The organism is Microbacterium sp. A20, from assembly GCF_004794515.1.
Taxonomy (GTDB): Bacteria; Actinomycetota; Actinomycetes; order Actinomycetales; family Microbacteriaceae; genus Microbacterium.
Map to the genome: position 1 here is coordinate 43869 of NZ_SSDF01000072.1, position 19403 is coordinate 63271.

At 68.6% G+C, this 19403-nt stretch carries 23 protein-coding genes; 13 read left to right on the top strand and 10 right to left on the bottom strand.

Annotation, left to right across the window (positions count from 1 at the left end):
- Window positions 1-29: 29 nt before the first annotated feature.
- Together DW298_RS08565 and DW298_RS08570 are read right to left on the bottom strand one after the other, a co-directional pair.
- Complete coding sequence (locus tag DW298_RS08565) at window positions 30-494, bottom strand: hypothetical protein (protein WP_136042031.1); 465 nt, start codon at window positions 492-494, stop codon at window positions 30-32.
- 66 nt (window positions 495-560) lie between these two features.
- The gene (locus DW298_RS08570) at window positions 561-1667 is read right to left on the bottom strand and encodes a COX15/CtaA family protein (protein WP_136042032.1); all 1107 of its coding nucleotides are present in this window, start codon (window positions 1665-1667) and stop codon (window positions 561-563) included.
- 233 nt (window positions 1668-1900) lie between these two features.
- Here DW298_RS08570 and sufB point away from each other — a divergent pair, with 233 nt between their 5' ends.
- The 7 genes from sufB (at window position 1901) to DW298_RS08605 (ending at window position 8576) form a co-directional block, all read left to right on the top strand.
- Entirely contained in the window at window positions 1901-3319 is a 1419-nt protein-coding gene (gene sufB, locus DW298_RS08575) for a Fe-S cluster assembly protein SufB (RefSeq protein ID WP_136042033.1), read from the top strand.
- Complete coding sequence (gene sufD, locus DW298_RS08580) at window positions 3319-4524, top strand: Fe-S cluster assembly protein SufD (protein WP_136042034.1); 1206 nt, start codon at window positions 3319-3321, stop codon at window positions 4522-4524. The genes sufB and sufD overlap by 1 nt, the downstream gene beginning before the upstream one ends.
- Window positions 4521-4847: a non-heme iron oxygenase ferredoxin subunit gene (locus DW298_RS08585; protein WP_017830403.1), complete on the top strand. Its 327-nt coding sequence runs from the start codon at window positions 4521-4523 to the stop codon at window positions 4845-4847. Before sufD ends, DW298_RS08585 begins: the two co-directional genes overlap by 4 nt.
- 3 nt (window positions 4848-4850) lie before the next feature.
- Window positions 4851-5621, top strand: a complete 771-nt coding sequence (gene sufC / locus DW298_RS08590; RefSeq protein WP_136042035.1) for a Fe-S cluster assembly ATPase SufC — start codon at window positions 4851-4853, stop codon at window positions 5619-5621.
- Window positions 5622-5630: 9 nt separating this feature from the next.
- The gene (locus DW298_RS08595; RefSeq protein WP_021200756.1) at window positions 5631-5960 is read left to right on the top strand and encodes a metal-sulfur cluster assembly factor; all 330 of its coding nucleotides are present in this window, start codon (window positions 5631-5633) and stop codon (window positions 5958-5960) included.
- Between the two features lie 94 nt (window positions 5961-6054).
- Window positions 6055-7209 (top strand): aminotransferase class I/II-fold pyridoxal phosphate-dependent enzyme, encoded by a 1155-nt coding sequence (locus DW298_RS08600; protein WP_136042036.1) that lies wholly within the window; start codon window positions 6055-6057, stop codon window positions 7207-7209.
- Window positions 7206-8576 carry an MFS transporter gene (locus DW298_RS08605; protein ID WP_136042037.1) on the top strand — a complete coding sequence of 457 codons (1371 nt, stop codon included), beginning with the start codon at window positions 7206-7208 and terminating at the stop codon, window positions 8574-8576. Before DW298_RS08600 ends, DW298_RS08605 begins: the two co-directional genes overlap by 4 nt.
- On the opposite strand, the gene DW298_RS08610 is transcribed toward DW298_RS08605, so the two are convergent.
- Window positions 8539-9123: a TetR family transcriptional regulator gene (locus DW298_RS08610; RefSeq protein WP_136042038.1), complete on the bottom strand. Its 585-nt coding sequence runs from the start codon at window positions 9121-9123 to the stop codon at window positions 8539-8541. The genes DW298_RS08605 and DW298_RS08610 overlap by 38 nt on opposite strands.
- A gap of 69 nt (window positions 9124-9192) precedes the next feature.
- On the opposite strand from DW298_RS08610, the gene DW298_RS08615 reads away from it, so the two are divergent.
- Window positions 9193-9891, top strand: coding sequence for an ABC transporter ATP-binding protein (locus DW298_RS08615; RefSeq protein ID WP_136042039.1), 699 nt, complete (start codon window positions 9193-9195; stop codon window positions 9889-9891).
- Window positions 9888-10481: an energy-coupling factor transporter transmembrane component T gene (locus DW298_RS08620; protein ID WP_136042040.1), complete on the top strand. Its 594-nt coding sequence runs from the start codon at window positions 9888-9890 to the stop codon at window positions 10479-10481. Before DW298_RS08615 ends, DW298_RS08620 begins: the two co-directional genes overlap by 4 nt.
- 2 nt (window positions 10482-10483) lie before the next feature.
- Here the strand turns inward: DW298_RS08620 and DW298_RS08625 are convergent, their stop codons facing one another.
- The 4 genes from DW298_RS08625 to DW298_RS08640 all read right to left on the bottom strand — a co-directional run bounded on the left by DW298_RS08625 (window position 10484) and on the right by DW298_RS08640 (window position 14449).
- Entirely contained in the window at window positions 10484-11794 is a 1311-nt protein-coding gene (locus DW298_RS08625) for an acyltransferase (RefSeq protein ID WP_136042041.1), read from the bottom strand.
- Between the two features lie 98 nt (window positions 11795-11892).
- Window positions 11893-12564, bottom strand: a complete 672-nt coding sequence (locus tag DW298_RS08630) for a response regulator transcription factor (RefSeq protein WP_136042042.1) — start codon at window positions 12562-12564, stop codon at window positions 11893-11895.
- The gene (locus tag DW298_RS08635) at window positions 12561-13826 is read right to left on the bottom strand and encodes a histidine kinase (protein ID WP_136042043.1); all 1266 of its coding nucleotides are present in this window, start codon (window positions 13824-13826) and stop codon (window positions 12561-12563) included. The genes DW298_RS08630 and DW298_RS08635 overlap by 4 nt, the downstream gene beginning before the upstream one ends.
- Before the next feature lie 5 nt (window positions 13827-13831).
- Window positions 13832-14449: a DedA family protein gene (locus DW298_RS08640; protein ID WP_136042044.1), complete on the bottom strand. Its 618-nt coding sequence runs from the start codon at window positions 14447-14449 to the stop codon at window positions 13832-13834.
- A gap of 163 nt (window positions 14450-14612) precedes the next feature.
- On the opposite strand from DW298_RS08640, the gene abc-f reads away from it, so the two are divergent.
- The 4 genes from abc-f to DW298_RS08660 are packed head-to-tail and all read left to right on the top strand — an operon-like array spanning window position 14613 to window position 18018.
- Window positions 14613-16211: a ribosomal protection-like ABC-F family protein gene (gene abc-f, locus DW298_RS08645; RefSeq protein ID WP_136042045.1), complete on the top strand. Its 1599-nt coding sequence runs from the start codon at window positions 14613-14615 to the stop codon at window positions 16209-16211.
- 45 nt (window positions 16212-16256) lie between these two features.
- A complete protein-coding gene (locus DW298_RS08650) occupies window positions 16257-16925 on the top strand; it encodes an HAD hydrolase-like protein (RefSeq protein WP_136042046.1) in 669 nt (222 codons plus the stop codon).
- Between the two features lie 44 nt (window positions 16926-16969).
- Window positions 16970-17587: a pyridoxamine 5'-phosphate oxidase family protein gene (locus DW298_RS08655; RefSeq protein ID WP_136042047.1), complete on the top strand. Its 618-nt coding sequence runs from the start codon at window positions 16970-16972 to the stop codon at window positions 17585-17587.
- On the top strand, window positions 17584-18018 hold the full coding sequence (locus DW298_RS08660; protein ID WP_136042048.1) for a cupin domain-containing protein: 435 nt from the start codon (window positions 17584-17586) through the stop codon (window positions 18016-18018). Before DW298_RS08655 ends, DW298_RS08660 begins: the two co-directional genes overlap by 4 nt.
- A 15-nt stretch (window positions 18019-18033) precedes the next feature.
- Here the strand turns inward: DW298_RS08660 and DW298_RS08665 are convergent, their stop codons facing one another.
- Genes DW298_RS08665 through DW298_RS08675 form a run of 3 tightly spaced genes read right to left on the bottom strand, consistent with a single transcriptional unit; the run spans window position 18034 to window position 19381 of the window.
- Entirely contained in the window at window positions 18034-18846 is an 813-nt protein-coding gene (locus tag DW298_RS08665; RefSeq protein ID WP_136042049.1) for an SURF1 family protein, read from the bottom strand.
- Window positions 18843-19037: a hypothetical protein gene (locus tag DW298_RS08670; RefSeq protein WP_136042050.1), complete on the bottom strand. Its 195-nt coding sequence runs from the start codon at window positions 19035-19037 to the stop codon at window positions 18843-18845. Before DW298_RS08670 ends, DW298_RS08665 begins: the two co-directional genes overlap by 4 nt.
- Window positions 19034-19381 carry a DUF3099 domain-containing protein gene (locus tag DW298_RS08675; protein WP_136042051.1) on the bottom strand — a complete coding sequence of 116 codons (348 nt, stop codon included), beginning with the start codon at window positions 19379-19381 and terminating at the stop codon, window positions 19034-19036. The genes DW298_RS08670 and DW298_RS08675 overlap by 4 nt, the downstream gene beginning before the upstream one ends.
- Window positions 19382-19403 lie beyond the last annotated feature (22 nt).

The following is a 19403-nucleotide window of genomic DNA, read 5'->3' on the forward strand; positions in this document are numbered from 1 at the left end:
CCGCTCCGTCGTTCTTTCCGCTCGGAAGATCAGCGGGTGATCGTCGAGTCGTCCGGCTTCGCGTCGGAAGGGGCAGCTGCGTCGTCCGCGTCGGCGGCGGGGACCACGTCGACCGCGGCGGCCTCGGATGCCGGCGCTGCCTCGGAGGATGCGGCGGTCTCGGACGTCGGCGTCTCGGTCGGAGCCTGCTCCGGCGTCGCGGTCCAGTCGATGGCCTCGACGACGGTCGGGGCCGGGGCAGGCACGAGCGAGCGAGCGGCGACGAGCCCGAGGGTGAGCAGGATGCCGACGATTCCGGCCGCGAGGACGCCTGCGCCCACGACGACGAGCGACTGGCCGACATACACCTCGACGCCCGTGGCCGTGCCGTCGAGCAGCGTGGTCGTCATCGTCCCGATCTGACCGGAGATGAGCCATCCACCGACTGCCGTCGTGGCGAGGGACACGACCAGGAGGAGCCAGAATCCGATGCTGCGTGAGAGTGACTTGTTCATGTCATCCACGATCGCGGACGCGCTGATGAGTCGGCGATGTGCGAGCTGTGGATCGCCTGTGCGGGATCAGTCCTCGACGGGGACGGCGCGCTTCAGGTGCAGCACGACCACGGTGTAGGTCGCGGCCGAGAGAGACGCGAGCACCATGTGGATGCCGACCAGCAGCGGCGGCAGTCCTTCGCGCGCCTGCCAGACCCCGACGCCGACCTGCACCAGGATCGCGAGCACGAGCACGAGCAGCCAGCGCCGCGGTTCCAGGCGCAGCGCCCAGGCGGCGACCGTGAGGAACAGCACCAGCGCAGCCAGGATGTAGCCGGGCCACGAATGCACATGGGCGAGCACGGTCGCGTCGAAGCCGTGCCGCAGCACATCCGCGTCACCGGAGTGGGGCCCCGATCCGGTCGTCAGCACACCGAAGACGATCGTCACCGCGAGTGCGAGGCCGGTCAGGTGGGTGACGGCCGCGAACCACGCGGGAACCGCGCGCTCACGGGGCCCGCCGTCCTGCTTCAGGCGCACCAGGAACGCCGCCGTGATGCAGACGAGCAGCAGGGACGAGGTGTAGTGGAAGCCGACGATGAAGGGGTTGAGGCCGGTCAGCACGGTGATGCCGCCGACGAGCGCCTGTGCCACCACACCGATGAGCACGAGCCACGCGAGCAGGACGAGGTCGCGTCTGGCGGGAGTCGTGCGGACCGAGCGGACGGCCGCCGCGATGACGGCGATCAGGAGCACACCCAGCGCGATGGGGGAGGCCGGGAAGTGCAGGGGGGCGGCGATGGCGAACGCGGCGACGGCCGCGACGATGCCGCCGGCGGCGAACCAGAGCGCGGTGACCAGGCCGCGCTTCCCGCTGAACAGGTGCAGGACCAGCAGCACGACGGCCAGCGCGATGATCCCCACCACGCCCGTCATCAGCCGGTTGCCGAACTCGATGATTCCGTGGATGCCCTGCACTTCGAGGATCGGCACAAGGGAATCGGGCGTGCACAGCGGCCAGTCCGAGCATCCGAGGCCGGAACCGGTCAGGCGCACCGCGCCGCCGGTGCCGATGATGATGGTCTCGCTGACGAAGGAGAGCCAGGCGAAGACCGTCAGCACCCGTCCCCACGGAGCAGAACGGGGTGGAGCCGTCCGCGTCGGAGTGGAGGCGGGGATCGTCGTCTCGGGCATTAGTCCTCCGGACCGCGCTGGAACCGGCGGGCATGGCCCGTCTGTCAGGCGGAACCTGTAGAATCGGATTGTTGCGATGAGCGCTGACAGCGCTGCAGCATCGTCAACAGTTTAGGCGCGATGGAAGCGCCGGTGATGAGGGCCCACCAACGGCACCCGCTCCCGCAGACTCGACGGGGATCAGGTGTGTCGGGGCGGATGACACCGTTTGGGACCTGTGAGGAGAGTGTTGGATGTCGGATGTACTGATCGACCGCCCGGAGCTTGACGGTCTGGGGGTGTACGAATTCGGCTGGCACGATGAGGACGCCGCCGGCGCCATCGCCAAACGCGGGATCTCGGAAGAGGTCGTGCGGGGGATCTCCGCCCTCAAGAACGAACCCGAATGGATGCTGAAGACCCGTCTCAAGGGATACCAGCTCTTCGGCCGCAAGCCGATGCCGACCTGGGGTGCAGACCTCAGCGAGATCGACTTCGACAACATCAAGTACTTCGTCCGCTCCACCGAGAAGCAGGCGCAGACGTGGGAAGACCTTCCCGCCGAGATCCGCGAGACCTACGAGCGCCTCGGCATCCCCGAGGCCGAGCGCCAGCGGCTCGTGGCCGGCGTCGCGGCTCAGTACGAGTCCGAGGTCGTGTACCACCAGATCCGTGAGGACCTGGAGCAGCAGGGTGTCATCTTCATGGACACCGACACGGCGCTGCGCGAGCACCCCGAGTTCTTCGAGGAGTACTTCGGCACCGTCATCCCCGCCGGCGACAACAAGTTCGCGGCGCTGAACACGGCCGTCTGGTCGGGTGGCTCGTTCGTCTACGTCCCCAAGGGCGTGCACGTCGAGATTCCCCTGCAGGCATACTTCCGCATCAACACCGAGAACATGGGCCAGTTCGAGCGGACCCTGATCATCGCCGATGAGGACAGCTACGTCCACTACATCGAGGGCTGCACCGCCCCGATCTACAAGTCGGACTCGCTGCACTCGGCCGTCGTCGAGATCATCGTGAAGAAGAACGCCCGCGTTCGCTACACGACGATCCAGAACTGGTCGAACAACGTCTACAACCTGGTCACCAAGCGCGCCGTGGCATACGAGGGCGCAACCATGGAGTGGGTCGACGGCAACATCGGCTCCAAGGTGACGATGAAGTACCCGTCGATCTACCTGATGGGCGAGCACGCCAAGGGAGAGACCCTCTCGGTCGCCTTCGCCGGTCCCGGTCAGCACCAGGACGCCGGCGCGAAGATGATCCACATGGCCCCGTACACGCAGTCGTCGATCGTCTCGAAGTCGATCGCCCGCGGCGGAGGACGTGCCGGGTATCGGGGTGAGGTCCGAGTGGACGCCGCGGCTCACCACTCCGCGAACACGGTGCGCTGCGACGCCCTGCTCGTCGACACGAAGTCTCGCTCCGACACCTACCCGGCGATCGACATCCGTGTCGACGACGTGCAGCTCGGCCACGAGGCCACGGTCTCGAAGGTGAGCGAGGAGCAGCTGTTCTACCTGCAGTCCCGTGGCATGCCCGAGGACGAGGCGATGGCGATGATCGTGCGCGGCTTCATCGAGCCGATCGCGCGTGAGCTGCCGATGGAATACGCCATGGAACTGAACAAGCTCATCGAGATGGGCATGGAAGGATCGGTCGGCTAGTGACCGCCGCTACGACAGCGCCTGCCGAGGCGCAGCACACGAACGCGCACATCGACCCCGCAGCCCAGGTCGCCGCAGCCGGATTCGTCCCGGTGCAGACCCGCTCCGAGCGTCCGCACTCCTTCGATCCGTCTGACTTCGGCGCCCCCACCGGGCGCGAGGTCAACTGGAAGCACACGCCGGTCGCGCAGCTCACCTCCCTGTTCGAGGTGGCCCCGCAGAACGACGGCGTGAGCTACACGGTCGACGCAGGGGAGCAGTACATCGCCGCTCCGCTCGCGATCGGCGCCGCCCCCCGCGGCGAGGTCTTCCTTGCGGAAGACGTCACCGCCGCCGTGGCCTGGCAGGGAGCTGCTGAGGCCCTGCACGTGCGGATCCCGCGCGAGGAAGAGGTCGCCGAACCCGTCTTCGTCTCGATCGCCGGTCTCGGCGCCGATCGCCGTGCCGACGCGCACATCGTGATCGAGGCGCTCGAGCACAGCTCGGCGACGGTCGTCCTGCAGCACACCGGGTCCGCCCAGTACGCGCAGAACGTCGAGATCATCGTCCGCGACGGTGCGAAGCTCACGGTCATCAGCCTGCAGCAGTGGGCGGATGATGCGGTGCACACGGCGGCGCACCAGGCGCGGGTCGGTGCGGATGCGACCCTCAAGCACTTCGTCGTCAGCTTCGGCGGTGGCGTCGTGCGCGTCAACCCGAACGTCGAACTCGCAGGCGCCGGCTCCGAGGGCTACCTCTACGGCCTCTCCTACGCCGACGCCGGGCAGCACCTCGAGAGCCAGGTCTACCTGCACCACAAGGGACCGCACACCAAGGGCGACGTCCTCTACAAGGGTGCGCTGCAGGGTCAGGGGGCGCACAGCGTCTGGATCGGCGACGTGCTGATCGGAGCCGACGCCACGGGCACCGACTCCTACGAGGCGAACCGCAACCTGGTCCTCACCGAGGGCGCCCGCGCCGACTCGATCCCGAACCTCGAGATCGAGACGGGCGACATCCTCGGAGCCGGGCACGCCAGTGCCACGGGTCGTTTCGACGACGAGCAGCTGTTCTACCTGCAGGCGCGCGGTATCACCGAGGAGGAGGCGCGGCGACTCGTCGTGCTCGGCTTCCTCACCGACATCGTGCAGCGCCTCGGCATCCCCGCCCTCGAGACCGAGCTCCTGGCGGCGATCGAGGCGGAGCTGGCCGAGGTGAGTGCATGACCGCCGAACGCGTCTGCGGAGTCGCCGACCTCGAACAGGACATGCCGTTGCGTGTCGACCCGGGCGGCGTGCCGATCACGGTGATCAAGGACGGCGAGGGAGTCATCCACGCCATCGGCGACACCTGCACCCACGGCGACATCTCGCTGTCCGAAGGCTTCGTCGAGGGCGACACGGTGGAGTGCTGGGCACACGGCTCCGCCTTCTCGCTGCTCACCGGCAAGCCCCAGAATCTCCCCGCATATGAGCCGGTCCCGGTCTACGTCGTCCAGATCGACGGCGACGACGTGCTCATCGATCCGACTGTGATTAAGGAAGTTTGAAGAATGTCTGTTCTCGAGATCCGCGACCTGCATGTGACGGTCGAGACCGATGCGGGGACCACCCCGATCCTCAACGGAATCAACCTCACCATGAACACCGGTGAGACCCACGCCATCATGGGCCCCAACGGCTCGGGCAAGTCGACACTGGCCTACACGATCGCCGGTCACCCGAAGTACACGGTGACCTCCGGTTCCATCACGTTCGACGGCCAGGACGTCCTGGAGATGACGGTCGACGAGCGCGCCCGCGCAGGGCTCTTCCTCGCCATGCAGTACCCGGTCGAGATCCCCGGCGTGACGGTGACGAACTTCCTCCGCACGGCGAAGACCGCACTCGACGGCGAAGCGCCGGCGATCCGCGGCTGGACCAAGGACGTCAAGGCGGCCATGTCGAACCTGCGCATGGACCCGAAGTTCGCCCAGCGCAACGTCAACGAGGGCTTCTCCGGCGGTGAGAAGAAGCGCCACGAGATCCTGCAGCTCGAGGTGCTGAAGCCGAAGTTCGCGATCCTCGACGAGACCGACTCCGGTCTCGATGTCGACGCGCTCAAGATCGTCTCCGAGGGCGTCAACCGCGCGAAGGAGTCCACCGGACTCGGCGTGCTCCTGATCACGCACTACACCCGCATCCTCCGCTACATCCGCCCCGACTTCGTCCACGTGGTCGTCGCGGGCAAGATCGTCGAAGAGGGCGGCCCCGAGCTCGCAGACCGGCTGGAGAACGAGGGATACGACCGTTTCCTCGACCCTGCAGCCCCCATCGAGGCGTAGGCTGATCGCATGACAGCGACCCTCACGGACGAGAAGTACGATGCGGTCACCGAGGCTCTCAAGGACGTCATGGACCCCGAGCTCGGGATCAATGTCGTCGACCTCGGCCTCATCTACGACCTCGCCTGGGATGACGAGAACGATGCTCTCGTCATCCACATGACGCTGACCAGCGCGGGCTGCCCGCTCACCGACGTGCTGGAGGACCAGACCGCTCAGGCTCTGGACAGTGTGGTCGACCGCTTCCGGATCAACTGGGTGTGGATGCCACCGTGGGGTCCGGAGCGGATCACGGACGACGGGCGCGACATGATGCGCGCGCTCGGCTTCGCCATCTGACGCGCGCCAGATCGCTGCCGCAAGGCGGCACGACGATGCGCGCGTCGGAACGGATGACACGTCGACGGCGCGTGTCGGGACCTCGGGAGGTCGAATGCTTCAGGTGAAGGCCCTGCCTCTGGCGGAGCTTCGCGAGCGCAGCAGCGAGAAGTGGCGCGAGTACCCGGCCGATGTGCTTCCGCTGTTCGTCGCCGAGACCGACTTCCCGCTCGCGCCGGCGATCTCCGCCGCGCTGCGGCGCGCCGTGGAGATCGGTGATACCGGGTATGTCGCATCGCGGACGCCGCTCGCCGAGTCGTTCGCTGCTTTCGCGAACCGCCGCTATGGCTGGCTGCCCGACCCCGCGAGAATGCGGAGCACCGCGGACGTGAGCATGGGGATCGTGGAGATCCTCCGCCGCGTGACCCAGCCGGGGGAGCGCATCGTCGTGACCCCTCCGGTGTATCCGCCGTTCTACGACCTGGTCGCCGAAGCCGGCGCAGAAGTGGAGCGAGTTCCGCTGCGTGACACGGGAACACGCTGGGAGCTCGACCTCGACGGCATCCGTGCTGCCTTCGAGGACGGAGCGACGGCGATCCTGCTCTGCAACCCGCACAATCCGACCGGCACGGTGCATGACCGCGACACCCTCGCCGCTCTGGCCGAACTGGCGGATGAGTTCGGTGCGACCGTCGTCTCGGACGAGATCCATGCACCGCTCGCCCAGCCGGGGACCGGATTCACTCCGTTCCTCGCGGTGAGCGATGCGGCCGAACGCGTCGGCTATGCGGTCGTCAGCGCCAGCAAGGCCTTCAACCTCGCGGGTCTGAAGTGCGCCCTCATGGTCACCGCCGACGACGCGACGACCGATGTCGTGCGTGGACTGCCCGTCGAGGTGGAGTGGCGCACCGGACAGTTCGGTCTGCTCGCTGCCGTGGCGGCGTTCTCGGAAGAGAGCGACCCCTGGCTCGACGGGCTGCTGCGCTCGCTCGATGAGAACCGTGTGCTGCTCGAGGACCTGCTGGCCGCGCACCTCCCGGGTGCCCGCTATCGCATCCCGGACGCCGGCTACCTCGCGTGGATCGACCTCTCCGCACTCGGCTGGGGCGGCAACCCCGCACGACGCATCCTGCGCGATGCGAAAGTCGCCCTGCACTTCGGACCTGCCTTCGGCGCCGAGGGTGCGGGTCACGTGCGCCTGAACTTCGGCACCAGCCCGGAGATCATCACCGAGGCGATCGAGCGCATCGCGGCACTCGTGGGTCGATGACGACTCCGGCAGACGCCGCGACGATCTGGGACCGCCAACGCATCTGGGTGACGCTCGGCGCGGTCGCACTGATCTTCCTCGCCGCCGTCGAGGCGCTCGCGGTGACGACGGTGATGCCGATCGTGAGCGAGGCGCTGCACGGCGAGGCCCTCTACGCCGTGGCATTCGCCGGCACCCTGGCGACGAGTGTGATCGGCATGGTCGCCACGGGCGCATGGTCGGACACCCGCGGACCGCGCGGGGCCCTGTACGTCGCCGTCACGCTCTTCATCCTGGGTCTGCTGATCTCGGGCTTCGCGGTGACGATGGACCAGTTCCTGATCGGTCGGCTCGTTCAGGGCCTGGGTGCCGGCGGACAGACGGTCGCGCTCTACGTCGTCGTCGCGAGGCTGTATCCGCCGCACCTGCACGGGCGCATCTTCGCTGCCTTCGCCGCGGCCTGGGTCGTGCCGTCGATGGTGGGGCCGTTCCTCGCCGGTGCCGTCGCCGAGTATCTGGACTGGCGGTGGGCGTTCCTCGGTGTCGCCGTGCTGACGGCGGCCGCCTTCGTCATGATCGCGGTCCGACTGCGCGGTGTCGATCTCGGAGGAGGCGAGCCGCAGGACCGGCGCGCGCTCGTCGTCCGGCTGGTGCTGGCGGTGGTAGTGGCGGTGCTCGCCGTCGTGGTCGGCTTCTCGGCGAAGCTGGCGCCCTCGATCGGGTGGCCCGTGGCGATCGGCGCCGTGCTGGCGATCGGCTTCGCGGTACTCCCGTTGCTGCCGCGACGCACCCTCCGGGCGGGCCGGGGACTGCCGAGCGTGGTGCTCATGCGCGGTATCGCGGCGGGCGCGTTCTTCGCGGCCGAGGCCTACATCCCATACCTGCTGATGAAGAAGTTCGACTTCAGTGCAACGTGGGCGGGGGTTGCTCTCATGCTCGCCGCGCTGGCGTGGGCGGGAGCCTCGGCGCTGCAGGGACGGTTCGGTGAGCGGCTGGGGAACCACCGCATCACAGTGATCAGTCTCGGCTCACTGCTCGTCGCGATGCTGTGCGTTCTCGTCGCCGCGCTCTTCGACGTCTCAGCGGCCGTCGTGGTGCTCGGCTGGGCGTTCGCCGGCGGCGGGATGGGACTGCTCTATCCGCGATTGACCGTCCTCACGCTCGCGTACTCGGACGAGACGAATCAGGGATTCAATTCCTCCGCGCTGTCCATCTCGGACGCCACGGGCTCAGCCGTCGCCATCGCGCTGGCCGGGCTCGCGGTGGCATCCCTCGGAGGTGAGGCAGGTGCGTTCGGTGCGGTGTTCGCGTTCTGCATCGGGCTCGTCGTGCTCGCGTCGGTCCCGGGCCTCAGGCTCGGACACGCGGCGGAGTCGCCGGTGCGGTGAGTGTTCCCGCGAGCGCAGAGACCCCGAGGTCGAAGGTGCGATCGAGTCCGGCCGTGACGTCGATCTCGTCTGCGCGAGGGAGGGCGCCGTGGCTGTCGGCATGCATGCGCTGCTGCACGAGCGTGGCGTGGCCGAGGACGAAGTGCAGGATCGCCGCGCCCCGGTCCTCGGCGTCGGTCGCACCCTGCGTGCGCAATGCTGCGGTGAGCACCGACTGCGCGTGTGACGAACCGAGTTGCAGGGCATACGTGCTGAGCACCAGCTCGGCGCCGTCGCGGTAGGCGAAGAGGGCATCGCGGATGCTTCGTGCTGTGATGAGCACGTCGGCACTGCCCTGAGGGATCGAGGATGTGATCCGGTCGGCGAGTTCGGCGAGGAGCTCCTGCTTGCTGGAGAAGTGCCAGTAGAGGGCGCTGGGCTGCACATCCAGCCGGGCCGCGATGCGTCGCATCGAGAGATCGGCGAGCCCGACCTCGTCGAGGAGAGCGAGCGCGCTCCGGGCGACGCTGTCACGGTCGTGTCGTGCCTGATTCGTCTCCGGACTCATCCTCCGATTATAGTGAACGACGTTCAGGTGAACGGTGTTCAGGTCGCGTCTCGCTCGGAGGGATCCCGCATGGCAATCACCCGCGAGGCAGGTATCGGGACGATCGCCGTGGATGCGGTCTCGGTGCTGCTCGACGGACGCCCTGTGCTGCGAGATGTCTCCGTGGCCCTGACGGCTCCGACGATCGCGGTGATCGGTGCGAACGGGTCGGGGAAGTCCACGTTCGCCCGGCTGCTGAACGGACTCATCCCCCCGAGCACGGGGAAAGTGGCGGTGCACGGTCTCGACACGGTGCGCGATCGTGCCGCCCTGCGTCGCCGGGTCGGATTCGTGTTCACGAACCCGGATGCGCAGATCCTCATGCCCACCCCGGCCGAAGACCTCGCGCTGTCTCTGCGTGGTCGGAGGAAGGCGGAGGTCGCCCACCGCGTCAGAGACACCCTCGCCGCCCACGGGCTGGCAGAGCACGCCGATGTGCCCGCATCCAGCCTCTCGGGAGGCCAGAAGCAGATGCTCGCCCTGGCCGCCGTGCTGATCGCCGAACCTCAGCTCATCGTCGCCGACGAGCCGACCACACTCCTCGACCTGCGCAATTCTCGGCGCATCGGCGACCTGCTTCTCGCGCAACCGACTCAGGTCGTCCTGGTGACGCATGACCTCGAGCTGGCCGGGCGGTGCGAGACCGCGATTCTGTTCGAGGAGGGGCGAGTCGCGGCCGCCGGAGAGTCGTCCGCCGTGATCGCCGCATATCGTCGAGCGTGCGGATGATCGCGCTCTACCGTCCGGGGAGCAGCATCCTCCATCGCGCGCCGGCCGGGCTCAAGCTCGCGGCGCTGGCGGTCGGCGCACTCCTCTTATCGCTGTATCCCCATGACGCGGCGAGCATCGCCCTCTCGCTCCTGGGTGTTCTCGCGATCTACGGGCTCGGGGCGATGCCCATCCGTGTGCCGTTGCTCGAGGTCTGGCGTCTGCGCTGGCTCATCCTCGTGCTCGCTCTGGCGCTCGTGATCTTCGTCTCGCCTCTCGCCGCGTGGATCAGCACCGGGCGCGTCGTGGCGATACTCCTGCTGGCGAGCCTGCTGACGCTCACGACCCGGATGGCGGATCTCGTGGCGGTGATGCAGCGGATCGTGCGGCCGCTCCGTCGATTCGGTCTCGATCCCGCCGCGGTGGCGCTGACGATCTCACTCACGATCACGACGATCCCCGTGATCGCCGGATTCGCTGATCGCGTGCGGGACGCTGCACGGGCTCGCGGTGTACGGTTGGGCGTGCGTGGGGTCGTGCCGCTGCTCGTCCTCTCCCTGCGGCACGCCGACGAGGTCGGCGACGCGCTGGCGGCACGGGGCCTGGGCTGACCCTACGCGGGAACAAGGGTGCGCGCGCCGACAGGCGGCAGCGGCATCGTGCGCGACGAGAGCCGGAGCGCCGCGAGGATCAGGGCGACCGCGATCAGGGCCGTCGCGACGGACGTGCCCAGCACCAGGAGCATCACGACGCCGATCAGCCCGCTCAGTGCTCCGACGACGAGCCGCGGCACGGAACCGGTGGCCTGCGGCGCCGGCTGCGACTCGAACCGGGTGAAGGCAACGGCGACGACCGCGGACAACGCGAGCGCCATCGCGAGCCAGAGCGGGCGGCCCGCCCACCAGTCCGCGCTGTCGAGCGTCGGCAGCGCCACACCGGTGACGAGGGCGTAGACGGCGGTGGCGCCGGCCATCACCAGCAGGACGGGCATGTGCCACAGGTAGATCGTCATCGTGCGCACCGTCACGAACGCCGTGAACGCGGCGACACGCGGCCGACGGCTGAACCGCTCGATGCGTTCGCGGTGCAGGGAGAGCAGGCTGGTGTGCGCGACGCCGACGAGGAGGAGGGCCGCGGTCGGCGGGTTGATGTTCGCGATCAGATCGGGGGAGTAGACCCCGGTCAGGAACGTCGCGACGAGCAGGAGCAGAGCGGCGATGCCCGCTGCCGCACGCATGCGGCGGCTGAGACGCCCGATGCGTCCGTCGGCGAGGAAGAACCCGAGCTGCTGCAAGGTCATCCACACGAAGGCGAGATTCAGGAAGCCGAGTCCTTCGAGCCCGGTCGCGGCGCGCAGCACGTCGACGGCGATCGACGCGGTGACGAGAACGCCGATCGTGCGGTACGGGGCGCGCTCGTGGGCGGCGGCGAGTGCGGGCAGCAGCGCCTGGCACAGCAGGAAGACGCCGAGGAACCAGAGCGGCTGTCCGTACCGGAAACCCGCGGTCGCGATCAGATCGGCAGGCACGCCGAAGACCGTGAGCAGCGCCAGTCCGATGCCGACGATGGCGATCGTGAAGACGGCGGGTCGCAGCAGACGATGCAGTCGTCCGGCCACGAAGCCGACGGCGGTCCCGCCGCGCTCCCGCATCCGTCGGTAGGCGAGGAGTCCCGAGAAGCCTCCGATCACGAAGAACAGCGGCATCACCTGCAGGAGCCAGCTGAGCGGCGCGATCCACGCTGTGCCGTCGCTGGCGTTCGTGAAGACGGGACCGGACGCGTCCACGGTGACGCCCACCATGATCGAGTGGAGCAGGACGACGCCCAGGACGCAGAGCGCCCGGACGAAGTCGATCCCGGTGTCGCGGGACGCGCGTTGCGGAGGCGCGATGATGCCGGCAGTGGGTGCCTGGACGGTGGTCATGAGTCCTCCTCGGGAGCGGTGTCCCAGGAGACTATGGACGCGGTGTCCGCGGGTGCATCACCCTCGGGTGCCGTTACGACCCCCTACGAGGGTGTGAGTCAGGAAGACGGCTCGACGAGTCCGGTGTCGTAGGCGAGGATCACGGCGTGCACGCGGTCGCGCAGATTCAGCTTGGCGAGCACCTTGCCGACGTGCGTCTTGACGGTCTGCTCCGCGATGAACAGGTCGGCGGCGATCTCGGTGTTGGAGCGCCCCTTCCCGATCAGGACCAGCACTTCGCGCTCGCGGTCGGTGAGCTCGGCGAGGGCGGTAGCCGAGCGAGGTGCGCGGGGCCTGCGACCGGCGAACTGCTCGATCATGCGTCGGGTGACGCTCGGCGCGAGGAGTGCATCCCCGTCCGCCACGACGCGAACCGCGTGCACGAGCTCCTCGGGCAGCGCGTCTTTCAGCAGGAATCCGCTGGCGCCGGCCTCGAGGGCGTCGTACACGTAGTCGTCGATGTCGAACGTGGTGAGCATCAGGATCCGGGGGACATGGGCGGCCGGATACGACGGACCGAGAATCCGCCGAGTGGCTTCGATCCCGTCGAGTTCCGGCATGCGCACGTCCATCAAGATCACGTCCGGATCCAGACGCGCCGCCAGGGTGACGGCTTCGGCGCCGTTCGCCGCTTGACCGGCCACCCGGATCCCGTCATGGGCATCGAGCAGTGCGGCGAAACCCGCACGCACCATGGCCTGGTCATCGGCGATGAGGACGCTGATCGTCACGGATTCTCCTTGTCGAGCGAAGTGGCCGTCTCTGCGCCGGAGTCGTCGGCGCTCAGGGGGAGCACGGCCTCCACATCCCAGCCGCCATCGGATGCGGGGCCGGCCGAGAGGCTGCCGCCCAGGATCTCGGCACGCTCGCGCATGCCACGCAACCCGTAGCCGCCGCCGGGGCCGTCGGAGGCACGGGGCGGCGCTCCGTTGTGCACCTGGATGCGGATGCTGCGAGCCTCCGCATGCAGCCGTACGGCGATGCGCGCACCGGGAGCATGTCGCACCGCGTTGCTCAGCGCCTCCTGGACGATGCGGAATGCGGCGATCTGCACCGAGGGCGTCGCGGCGGCAGCGGCTTCCCCACCCTCGAGCACGAGGCCGACCTCGACGCCGGCTCGGCGGATGGTGTCGACCAGCGCCGGGATGTCGTCGATGCCCTGCTGGGGAGCGAGTTCGGCGGTCTGATCCTCGGTGCGCAGCACGCCGAGCATGCGCCGCATCTCGGTCAGCGAGCTGCGGGCGGTCGCGGCGATGTCATCGAACTCGGCGGTCGCCGCGTCGCCGAGCTCCGGGATGCGGTACTTGGCGGTCGACGCCTGCACCTGGATCACGGACATGCTGTGCGCGACCACGTCGTGCAGCTCCCTCGCGATCCGCGTGCGTTCCTCCACGAGCGCACGACGGGCTTCCTCGAGAGCGCTGTGCTCCTTCTCGCGCGTCAGTTCGGCCGCGACGCGCACACGCCCGGCGACGAGCGCGGCGATGAGGAAGGTCGCGGAGGCCACCGCGGTCGTGACGATGAGGTCGGCGGTGGCGCTGGCGGAGGACGCGGGCACGGCCACCATGTCGGGGCGGAGCATGGGCGCCAGCAGGGAGGCGATCGCTCCGAGGATCAGTGCGAAGGCTCCGAGTCGAGCGCCGTGGAGGAACGTGACCACGCCGACGAAGAGGGCGAACGTGAGGAGTGCGGGGACGGACCAGGGCCACGGCGACTGGATCGCGAGTTCCGGCACGACCGTGAGCGGCAGGATGAGCGCCCCCGCGGTGAACAGCCCGATGGCCCATACCGGGCGGCTGATCGCGAGAAAGGGCGAGAAGCACAGCACCGCGCCGAGGATGAACGACAGCGGCAGTGGAGTGCCGGACAGGATGGTCTGGAGCGGCACGAGGATCGAGTACAACGCCACGACCGCCCCACCCAGCGCCCAGAGGGCGAAGGTGCGGCGGCTGATCCGTTGGCGCAACGGTGTGCGCTGTCGTCGGCGTGCCATGCCTGTCATCCTGCCAGTTGCGGCTCGGGTGCGCGGCGGCGCCGGGCCGCGGCGATGCGGTCGATCACGAAGCCGATCACCAGTGCGATGACGATGCCGAGACCGGCGCTGAGCAGTGGCTGGTCCTTGATCCAGGCGCCGGCGAGCAGACCGATCGCCAGGCTGAAGATGCTCCAGCTCGCGCCGGCGATCAGGCTCAGAGGCAGGAAGCGCCGCCACGGGAACCCGAGCGCCCCGGCGGACATGTTGACGGCCACGCGTCCGACCGGGATGTAGCGGGCCCCGAGGATGAGGGTGGCGCTGCGCCGATCGAGGGCCTGCTGCGCGTACGCGAACGTCGCAGCCACGCGGGGGCGCCTCATCCAGGCGAAGCGGGTGGTGCCGAGACTGCGGCCGATCACGAACGCGATGTTGTCGCCGATCGTCGCGCCGATCGCGGCGACTGCGCCCAGGAGCAGGAGGTTCCCGTCGCCCGTCGATGCGGCGACGGCCGCGGCCGCGACGAGCACCGTCTCGCTCGGCACCGGCGGGAAGAAGCCGTCGATCACGGTGACCGCGAACAGGACCAGGTACAGCCATGGGGAGGCGATGGCCTGCATGATGAGCTCGTTGAGGATGTCCACTCCTGCACGCTATGCAGCGCGTACCCGAGCGGTCATCCCTCTGCGGTATCGCCCGCCTCACTCTCCGGGCTGATCTTGCTGACCGCAGCTCCCCGCCACGGCGCTTATACTGGGAGGCTGGCCGATCGGCCGAACACCCTCCTTGAAAGAACGGACGTCCGCTGTGCTTGCCGTGCACGACCTCGAGATCCGCGTTGGCGCGCGCCTGCTGATGGAGAACGTCTCGTTCCGCGTCGCCGACGGAGACAAGATCGGACTCGTCGGCCGCAACGGGGCCGGGAAGACCACGCTCACCAAGGTGCTCGCCGGTGATGTCCTGCCCTCCGGCGGCAGCGTGACGCGCTCCGGCGAGCTCGGCTACCTGCCGCAGGACCCGCGCTCCGGCAACCCTGAAGACCTCGCGCGCACGCGCATCCTCGACGCCCGTGGACTGGGACAGCTGAACCTCGGGATGACCGAGGCGGCACTCGCGATGGGCTCGGACGATCCCGCCGTCGCCGACAAGGCGATGAAGCGCTACGCCCGCCTCACCGAGCAGTTTGAGGCTCAGGGCGGATACGCGGCAGAGGCCGAGGCAGCCTCCATCGCGAACAACCTCTCACTCCCGGACCGCATCCTCGACCAGCCGCTGTCGACGCTCTCCGGCGGTCAGCGTCGCCGCATCGAGCTCGCCCGCATCCTCTTCTCCGACGCCGAGACGATGATCCTCGACGAGCCCACCAACCACCTCGACGCGGACAGCGTCGTGTGGCTGCGTGAGTTCCTCAAGGGCTACAAGGGCGGACTGATCGTCATCAGCCACGATGTCGAGCTGGTCGGCGAGACCGTGAACCGCGTGTTCTACCTCGACGCGAACCGCCAGATCATCGACACGTACAACATGAACTGGAAGAACTACCTGCGCCAGCGGGTGGCCGACGAGGAGCGCCGCAAGAAGGAGCGCGCCAACGCCGAGAAGAAGGCGACGACCCTGCAGCTGCAGGCGGCTCGCTTCGGCGCCAAGGCCTCCAAGGCCGCGGCGGCCCACCAGATGATCGCGCGCGCCGAGAAGCTGCTCGCCGGACTCGACGAGGTCCGTCAGGAAGACCGGGTCGCGAAGCTGCGATTCCCGAAGCCTGCGCCCTGCGGCAAGACCCCGATGATGGCGAGCGGCCTGTCGAAGTCGTACGGTTCGCTCGAGATCTTCACCGATGTCGACCTCGCCATCGACCGCGGCTCCAAGGTCGTCGTGCTCGGCCTCAACGGCGCGGGCAAGACCACTCTGCTGCGCATGCTCGCGGGCGTCGACAAGCCCGACACCGGGCAGCTCGAGCCGGGCCACGGCCTCAAGGTCGGCTACTACGCGCAGGAGCACGAGAACCTCGACGTGACCCGCTCGGTGCTGGAGAACATGGTCTCGGCCGCGCCCCACATCACCGAGACCGAGGCGCGCAAGGTGCTCGGCTCGTTCCTGTTCACCGGCGACGACGTGCTGAAGCCGGCGGGAGTCCTGTCCGGTGGCGAGAAGACGCGTCTGTCGCTCGCGACGCTCGTCGTCTCCTCGGCGAACCTGCTGCTGCTCGATGAGCCCACCAACAACCTCGACCCCGCCTCGCGCGAGGAGATCCTCGGTGCCCTCGCGCACTACGAGGGTGCTGTCGTCCTCGTCTCCCACGATCCTGGCGCGGTGCAGTCGCTCAACCCCGAGCGCGTGCTGATCCTGCCCGACGGCGTCGAAGACATCTGGAGCCAGGAGTACCAGGACCTCATCGAGCTCGCCTAGCAGGGGGCGCGGGCGCGTGTCGGTGACCCGTTGTAGCGTGACGGCATGAGTATGGGTCACATCCGCGCCGTGTGCTGGGACTGGAACGGCACACTGCTCGACGACGCGGAGATCTGCCGTCAGGTGATGAACGCCGTGCTCGAGGAGCACGGTCTCGATCCTCTGACCGATGAGCACACGTACCGATCGGTGTTCCGGTTCCCGATCCGCGACTTCTACGGCTCCGTCGGACTCGGCGACGACAGGTTCGTGGCGGCCGCGACGACCTACCTCGACCTGCTGGCGTCGCGCGTCGGCGAGGCGCCGCTCCACGCCGAAGCGCGTGCCACACTCGCGGCGCTCCACGAACGCGGCATCCGCCAGGTCCTCGCGTCGGCGACCCTTCCCGATGCGTTGGCGCAGCAGATGGCCCCGTACGGTCTGGTCGATGCCTTCGAGGACGTCCTGTCGATCGACGACCCGTATCGAGCGTCGAAGCACGACGTCATCGCGCGGTGGCTGACGGCATCCGACCTCCCGCCGAGCGAAGTGCTCATCATCGGCGACACCAATCACGACCGGGAGATCGCCGACGACCTCGGCACGGAGTTCGTCCACTTCGACGGCGGACACCAGAACTGGTCCGGCGACACCCGTCGGATCGCGACGCTCGGCGAGCTGCTCGACCTGCTGACCCCGATCGCCGATCATCGCGCACTGAGGGAACTCGCCTGAACGATCCGGCGCGTGACCGCTGGTCCCGTGGCATAGTCGGGAGCATGTCGACAGAGCGGGATCTCCTTTCGTCAGAGCTCAGCCGGTGGCTCCGGGCTCAGCCCGCGCTCACCGGCGCGGCTCCGCAACTGGTACTCGCCGATCTTCCTGACGATCCGGTGTCGCTCTTCCTCGACTGGATCGGCACGACGGCCGCCGCGGGCGCTCCCGAGCCGCACTCCGCCACCCTGGCGACGGTCGATGACGACGGCGTGCCGGATGCGCGCACACTCATCCTCAAAGACGTCGATGAGCGTGGATGGGCCTTCGCCGGACCACGGTCGTCTCGAAAGGCTGCGCAGATCGCCGCGCAACCTGCGGCGGCGTTGAACTTCTGGTGGCAGCCGCTCGTGCGGGCGGTGCGGGTCCGCGGACGGGTCCAAGAGGGGTCAGCCGCGGAGAGCGCAGCAGACCTCGCCGCGCGCTCCGCGGCCGCCCGTGAGGGTGTCAGACCAGGGGAATGGGTCCTCTGGCGGATCATTGCCGCACGAGTCGAGTTCTGGCAGGGATCGCCCGAACGCGATCACACGCGGATCGTCTACGAGCGCACGGAGACGGGGTGGACTTGCGTGGTGACCGGGCGAGGGGCCGACAGGCGAGAGAATGTGAAGGAGCCCGCATGAGCGGTTATCAGGTGGTCGAGATCGGAGCGCTCGATCAGTGGCGCACGCACCACGGCGGATTCGATGCGGCGCGGTCGCGGGATGGTCGCCGAGTCGTCGACCATGAGTTGACCATGCAGTACATCGGCATGACCGCGAATGCGCTCGAGCCCGGCGAAGAGGCCGGCTACTGGCACGTGCACCGGAAGATCGAAGAGGTGTACGTATTCCTCGACGGTCGTGGCCAGATGGGGCTGGATGACGACGTCGTCGAGGTGGGACCAGGGACGGTGATCCGAGTGGGGCAGGGCGTCGCTCGCACCTGGCGTGCGCGGCCGGACAGCATCGGCGAGCTGCGGTGGCTGTGCATCCGCGCGGGCGGCGAGGAGCTGCCCCGCCTGCCGGACGACAGCTCGCGATTGCCCGAGCGGCCGATGCCCTGGATAGATTGACGCGGGAACCGTCGGTCAGCGGACGTCGAGCAGCTCGTCCTCGACGTCGGCGTCGTGGTCCTTGCGCCGCGGAGCCTTCACGGGGGCCGGCGCGCCTTCGACCTCCTCGCGGTGCTTCACGATCTCGGTACGGATGATGTAGCCGATGAAGATGAACCCCATCAGCGCGAACAGGATCCACTGGATCGCGTAGGAGAGGTGGGGGCCCGGGTCGTCGGTGGGGGAGTCGAAGCCACCCAGCGCGCCGGATCCGGCCGGCTCCTCGGACACGACGCGGCCGTAGGCGCTGGTGATCACATCCCCGTCGGTCAGCGCGGCGATCGAGGGCAGATGGATGGTCGGCACCTGTCCTTCCGGCGCGCCGCGACCGGATGCGGGCAGCTGTTCTCCGGGTCGCAGGCGCACCGTCACCTCGGCCTCGCCCGGCGGCGGCGACGGCACCGAGTCGGGCTCAGCACCCTCGCCCGGCGCCACCCAGCCGCGATCCACGATGAACACGCGTCCATCGGCGTCGCGGAACGGCACCAGAACCTCGAAGGCGCTCGTCCCGCCGTGCGGGCGGTTGCGCACCAGGAGCTGCTGGTCGGCGAGGTACTCGCCCTGCAACGTGACGGGGCGCCATTCGTCGGAGGGATCGAGTGCACCGTCCTCGCCGATGACATCGGCCAGCGGAACGGGATCCGCGTCGTAGTTCTGCTCGACGAGTTCGATCTGCGCGGCCCGGGTCTCGTTCCGCTCGAACTGCCAGTTCGACAGGAACACGCACGCGATCGCGAAGCCGATCGCGATGAGCACATACACCGCCCAGCGGGTCAGACGCCGGCTCATGCGGGAACACCGTCGCGGACGATCACCGGGAAGTCCCGTGCGGCCAGGTAGTCGCGGAGGAAGTCGACGTGCTCGTCACAGGCCAACCAGACCTTCTCGCGGTCGGCGGCATGGATGCGAGGATTTCGCCACACCACTTGTCTGGTCGCCGCGCTCCGGCAGCCGGCGCGCGAGCACTCGAGGTCTGTCATCGCTCTTTCGGGCCTTCGTGGATCGTGAACACCTGAGGAGCGGATGGCTCGGACTCGATCGGGGCGGGCTCCGGAGCCTCCAACTCTCGCAGGGGGGACTCGGCTGTGGTCTCGTTGCTGTCGCTTCCGGCGTTCGCGAAGACGACGGCGATGTACGGCAGCACGGCGGCCGCGATCCCGAAGACCCAGGTGTACCAGCCGTACGGCTGCACGAGGACCATGAGCCCGAAGCACACGATGCGGATGGTCATCGTCAACGCATAACGGCGCACGCGATGATCAGCCTCATCCCGCGGAGACTGCGGCAGTGAGGTGACGGCCGGGACTTGACGCGCGTTCTTCACGATGCCTCAAGCCTACGCCGGT

Bases quoted from the DNA above. Each gene is read 5' to 3' on its own strand.
- DW298_RS08565 (WP_136042031.1), bottom strand. From the start codon at position 494: ATGAACAAGTCACTCTCACGCAGCATCGGATTCTGGCTCCTCCTGGTC.
- DW298_RS08570 (WP_136042032.1), bottom strand. From the start codon at position 1,667: ATGCCCGAGACGACGATCCCCGCCTCCACTCCGACGCGGACGGCTCCA.
- sufB (WP_136042033.1), top strand. From the start codon at position 1,901: ATGTCGGATGTACTGATCGACCGCCCGGAGCTTGACGGTCTGGGGGTG.
- DW298_RS08585 (WP_017830403.1), top strand. From the start codon at position 4,521: ATGACCGCCGAACGCGTCTGCGGAGTCGCCGACCTCGAACAGGACATG.
- sufC (WP_136042035.1), top strand. From the start codon at position 4,851: ATGTCTGTTCTCGAGATCCGCGACCTGCATGTGACGGTCGAGACCGAT.
- DW298_RS08595 (WP_021200756.1), top strand. From the start codon at position 5,631: ATGACAGCGACCCTCACGGACGAGAAGTACGATGCGGTCACCGAGGCT.
- DW298_RS08600 (WP_136042036.1), top strand. From the start codon at position 6,055: ATGCTTCAGGTGAAGGCCCTGCCTCTGGCGGAGCTTCGCGAGCGCAGC.
- DW298_RS08605 (WP_136042037.1), top strand. From the start codon at position 7,206: ATGACGACTCCGGCAGACGCCGCGACGATCTGGGACCGCCAACGCATC.
- DW298_RS08610 (WP_136042038.1), bottom strand. From the start codon at position 9,123: ATGAGTCCGGAGACGAATCAGGCACGACACGACCGTGACAGCGTCGCC.
- DW298_RS08615 (WP_136042039.1), top strand. From the start codon at position 9,193: ATGGCAATCACCCGCGAGGCAGGTATCGGGACGATCGCCGTGGATGCG.
- DW298_RS08620 (WP_136042040.1), top strand. From the start codon at position 9,888: ATGATCGCGCTCTACCGTCCGGGGAGCAGCATCCTCCATCGCGCGCCG.
- DW298_RS08625 (WP_136042041.1), bottom strand. From the start codon at position 11,794: ATGACCACCGTCCAGGCACCCACTGCCGGCATCATCGCGCCTCCGCAA.
- DW298_RS08635 (WP_136042043.1), bottom strand. From the start codon at position 13,826: ATGGCACGCCGACGACAGCGCACACCGTTGCGCCAACGGATCAGCCGC.
- DW298_RS08650 (WP_136042046.1), top strand. From the start codon at position 16,257: ATGAGTATGGGTCACATCCGCGCCGTGTGCTGGGACTGGAACGGCACA.
- DW298_RS08655 (WP_136042047.1), top strand. From the start codon at position 16,970: ATGTCGACAGAGCGGGATCTCCTTTCGTCAGAGCTCAGCCGGTGGCTC.
- DW298_RS08660 (WP_136042048.1), top strand. From the start codon at position 17,584: ATGAGCGGTTATCAGGTGGTCGAGATCGGAGCGCTCGATCAGTGGCGC.
- DW298_RS08665 (WP_136042049.1), bottom strand. From the start codon at position 18,846: ATGAGCCGGCGTCTGACCCGCTGGGCGGTGTATGTGCTCATCGCGATC.
- DW298_RS08670 (WP_136042050.1), bottom strand. From the start codon at position 19,037: ATGACAGACCTCGAGTGCTCGCGCGCCGGCTGCCGGAGCGCGGCGACC.